This window comes from Mycobacterium sp. THU-M104 (assembly GCF_049197365.1).
GTDB lineage: Bacteria > Actinomycetota > Actinomycetes > Mycobacteriales > Mycobacteriaceae > Mycobacterium.
In genome coordinates, this window is the sequence record NZ_JBMIOP010000235.1 from 1 (window position 1) to 4,284 (window position 4,284).

Consider the following 4,284-nt stretch of genomic DNA (forward strand, 5'->3'; position numbering starts at 1 on the left):
CACGCCGAATGAGGTAGAATCCGAATGGTTCAATAACCACAGGGCCGCCTAAAACGATAAATAAACAACTGTCCGAAAACCGCCGGGCAGGTCACTCGTCGATCGGCGCCGTGTCCGTCGCTGCCGACCCGATTCGGGCCGCCGGGCTCAGGCCGGCGTTCATGCGGCGTACCCCGGCGTCGCCAGGCCGTCCAGCATCGTCAGGCGGTGGGTCGTCAGGGTGCCGGCGGCCGTGCCGTGTTTGGCCCGGTGCATCAGAACCCGGTTGTCCCACAGCACGATGTCGCCGACGTCGTAATGCTGGGTATGGATGAACGGCGAAGCGAACTCGGGGTCGAGTTGGCCGGTCGCGGTCATCAGTTCCTGCAGCACCGACGGGTCGGACGGGTTGCCGTCGGCGTCTTCGATCTTTGTCGTGCCCGTCGCACAGATGTACAGGATCTCCTGGCCGGTCTTGGGGTGCCGGATGACCGTGGGCCACTTGATCGGAGGCGTGGTCCGGTTGATCTCGTCCCAGACCTCTCCGATCGGCCGGTACACGTCGCTGGGGCGGATCTTGATGTGCCGCCTCGGATCGTGGGTGGCAAAGGTTCCGCGCGCGAGGTTCTGGTGGGCGGCGGGCAGCGACTCCCAGACCTGGTTGAGATCGATGAAGTAGGTGCCGCGATCCGGGCCCGGCACCGCAAGCGGTACGACCATGGAGAAGGCGAACGGTTCTGGCATGAACATGTAGTCGATGTGCCAGAAGGCGCCGGTCTTGGGGACGCCGCGGCCTTGCTCGGTGGAGGAGACGAAGATTTCGGGGTGATCCTCGTGGTGGTACATGGTTTCGTAATAGGGGACGATGTCGCCGATAATCCTCCCCAGCCTGACGAAGTCCTCCGGATCAGGATGAACGTTTTTGAGCACCACGAGCTTGTTCTCGTAGACGATGTCTCGGATCTCGTCGGTGGTGATGCTGTCCAGGTTCTTCGGGTCAATCCCCGTGACCTGTGCGCCAAGGCCTTCGCCTTTCACATTCAGCGTCATCCGTTTTCTCTCATCCTCGGTCGATGTCGGCCGCCTGGGCGGATTGGTGCACACAAAGGTCCAGCCAGAGCAATAGTCGAGAGAAGCCGACTAAAAGTTCCCCCTGTTCGCCTCCGAGGTTGCGTCGGCGGTGAATTCCCAGCTGGCGGGTAGCAGGGGGAGGGAAGCGGTCGCGCCAACGGAGGAGGCTTCGATCATCCCGGCCGAGCGGGCGACGGCCGGGATCGGTGCCGTACCGGTGAAGCCGAGATGCCCGGAGCCCTGGTCGTTCGCCGTGGATTCGGAGTCCGTGACCGAGCACGCAACGCCGTCCATGGTGGCCGTGGGTTCGACGAATTCGTCGCGGTAGCCACGGGTGCCCGCGCCACGTCTGCGGCGTCGTTTGCGCCGGACCCCGGCGGCCACCGCGCCGGCGCCGGCCGCTTCGGTGGCTTCGATGGTGTCAGCAGCGGTGTCACGCGATTTCGTACCGGCTGTGGGACCGAAGCGGGTGCCCGGCGGTTCCAGGCCGGGCACCGCGTAGCTGAGGCCGGGGGAGGCCGGAGCCGCGGCCGCTGGGGGCGCCGCGGGCGTGGCCGGTGTCGAGGCGCTCGGAAGTGGGCTGCCGCCGGCTGCGGCCGGCGCGGCCGGCATCATCGCAGCGGTGATCTGCGAGCCGACGGGTTGGCCGGGACTCGGTTCCACCGCAATGGGAAGCGTTCCGGACGAGGCTGTTCCGTCCGGGAGCAGCGTGAGCGCGTTCAAGGCGCCCAGGGCGCTCAAGGTGGGCGCGAAAAACGGCAGGAGCAGAAGGGAATACGACGCGTAGTAGGGGTACCAGAGCACGTCGTACAGCCACAGGGCGACGAAGGCCAGGACAAAGGCGACGCCGGGGTTGAAACCGAGCTGCTGGAACAGCTGTTGAAAGAATTCAAGAATCTGGTCGATCTGCTGTGGGGTGCCCAACTCTGACACAAAGGTGATGATCTGGCTGATGAATCGAGTGATTGAATCGGAGTCTGACGTTGGGGCGCTGCGGGCCAAGGCGCCTTGCTTGAGGATGGGGGGTGCCGGCTGCAGAGTCGGCACCGCGGAGGTCGCCGAGGCGGTGATCGTCTGGTACTCGGTCATGATGTCAGCGGCCTGCACCCACATACGGGCGTAATCGGCCTCGTTGAGGGCGATCGGGATGGTGTTGATGCCGAAGAAGTTGGTGGACATCAGGACGGTGTGGGTGGTGTGGTTGGCCGCCAGTTCGACCAGGCTGGGCATCGCGGCCCGGGCGCTGTCGTAGGCCGCGGCGGCCGTTTGGTGCTGCGCGGCCGCGATGGCGCAGTCACGCGAAGCCTGCTCGAGCCAGGACAGGTAAGGGCTGTGTGCCGCCACATATTCGGTGGCGCCGGCGCCCTGCCAACTGCTTGCGCCCACCTCGGCCAGCAGCCGGCTCAACTCGGCCGCGGTGGCACTGTATTGCCTGCCCAGCTCGTGCCACTGCGCGGCGGCGGCCAGCGTCGATCCCGGCCCGGCTCCCGTACTCAACAGGGCAGAGTGGACTTCCGGAGGCACCGCCATCCAGATGACGGCTGTCACGGCTACACACCCCCTCGGTCGGACACTGATTTGCCGGACTGGCAAAGTGGTCGGCGGAAGCGGGCGGAAAGTTCCCGTCCCGACGGCAATACGCGGATATCGACGTTTGGCTCCGGCGTTTCGCGCGGGGTGCTGCACCGATGGTCCGCCACGTCGAACCCCGAGCAGTACAGTCGAAGTCATGCCAGTGCTCGATGCCCGCCATCTCGACGGGATCTCCGAAACCGCGCTGCTCACTCTGCATCAACGGGCGACGGAGGCCGCCCGACCCGACGCCATCATCGACGACCCGATGGCGATCGCTCTGCGCAACAGCCTCGACTACGACTACCGGCGTTTTGGCCGCACCCACCAGGCGACTGCCCTGCGGGCCCTGACGTTCGACACCGCCACGTGCCGCTACCTGCACACCCATCCGGAAGCCAACGTGGTCGCTTTGGCGGAGGGTCTGCAGACCAGCTTCTGGCGTCTGGACAACGGTGCGTTGAGCTGGATTTCGGTGGACCTGGCGCCAATCGTACGGTTGCGCGAGCAACTGCTGCCCCGATCCGCTCGGCTGCGCTGTTGTCCGCGCTCCGCGCTCGACTACTCCTGGATGGACGAGGTCGACGACTCCCACGGTGTGCTCATCACAGCTGAGGGCCTTTTTCAGTACCTGTCGCGCGGCGCCGTGGTCGATCTGATCACGGTATGCGCCAACCGCTTTCCCGGTGGGCAGCTGATCTTCGACAGCGTCCCGTGGTTTTTGAGCGCTTATTCTCAGTACCGAGGCTTCAGGCTCAGCAAGGATTACACCGCCCCGCCTATGCCGTTCTCGTTCACCGCCGACCAGTACGACGAGCTGGCCGCGCTACCCGGGATCCGCGCGGTCCGCGAGTTGCGCTACCCGCCGGGCCGCGGCAGGGCCTTGCGGTGCATGACTTCGTTGTCCTACAGTCTGCCCTGCTTCGCCCGGCTCCGGGCTCCCGTGACTCTTGTGGAATTCGGCTGACGCGCAACAGCGTTCGCCCGATGCGTGAACCCAAACGGAACATGTCGGAGCGTACGCGGCAGATGACGTCAGGCCTGGGGATGACCGTCGCGGCAAGACGCCTACCCCATCGCCATTCCGCCCATGCTGCCGCCGCCCGTCCCGGCACCGTTCGCCCCGCTGTGGCCGAGCATGCCACCCATGCCGCCCATGCCTGCCATGCCGCCACCGGTCGCGTTGCCGCCGTTGCCGCCGTTGCCGAGGATGGGTGTGGAGTCGCCGCCGTTCCCGCCGTTCGCTGGCGCCATGCCTGCTCCGGCGTTGCCGCCGTTGCCGCCGTCGCCGATGTAGACCGAATGGCCGCCATCCCCGCCGGCTCCGCCGGCGCCGGTCGTCGTCGACGCGCTGGCGCCGCCGTTACCGCCGGCGCCGCCGTTGCCGAACACGCCTGCGGTCCCGCCGTCACCGCCTGCTCCGCCGTTGCCCGTGCCGGTGGCGGCCCCACCGGTGCCGCCGGCGCCGCCGTGGCTGATGCCCACGCCGTTGCCGCCCATGCCTCCGATGCCGCCGTTACCAGTGCCGAGACCCGCGCCGCCGTCACCGCCCGCGCCGGCGCTGCCGTAGATCCACCCGCCGGAGCCCCCTGTACCTCCGGCGCCGCCGGTGACGTCGGTGGCTGCACCGATGCCCGTACCGCCCGCGCCGCCCGCGCCGCC

3 protein-coding genes and 1 pseudogene are annotated in these 4,284 nt (G+C 67.2%); 1 reads left to right on the forward strand and 3 read right to left on the reverse strand.

The features are described from left to right. Positions 1-159: 159 nt before the first annotated feature. Positions 160-1,029 carry a (3R)-3-[(carboxymethyl)amino]fatty acid oxygenase/decarboxylase gene (gene scoE / locus ACOJVU_RS17630; RefSeq protein ID WP_421530954.1) on the reverse strand — a complete coding sequence of 290 codons (870 nt, stop codon included), beginning with the start codon at positions 1,027-1,029 and terminating at the stop codon, positions 160-162. Between the two features lie 90 nt (positions 1,030-1,119). Then, entirely contained in the window at positions 1,120-2,580 is a 1,461-nt protein-coding gene (locus ACOJVU_RS17635) for a PPE domain-containing protein (RefSeq protein ID WP_421530956.1), read from the reverse strand. Positions 2,581-2,779: 199 nt separating this feature from the next. Here ACOJVU_RS17635 and ACOJVU_RS17640 point away from each other — a divergent pair, with 199 nt between their 5' ends. After that, positions 2,780-3,589, forward strand: a complete 810-nt coding sequence (locus ACOJVU_RS17640) for a class I SAM-dependent methyltransferase (protein WP_421530955.1) — start codon at positions 2,780-2,782, stop codon at positions 3,587-3,589. 101 nt (positions 3,590-3,690) lie between these two features. Here the strand turns inward: ACOJVU_RS17640 and ACOJVU_RS17645 are convergent. After that, positions 3,691-4,284, reverse strand: a pseudogene (locus ACOJVU_RS17645) (hypothetical protein); the annotation flags it as partial.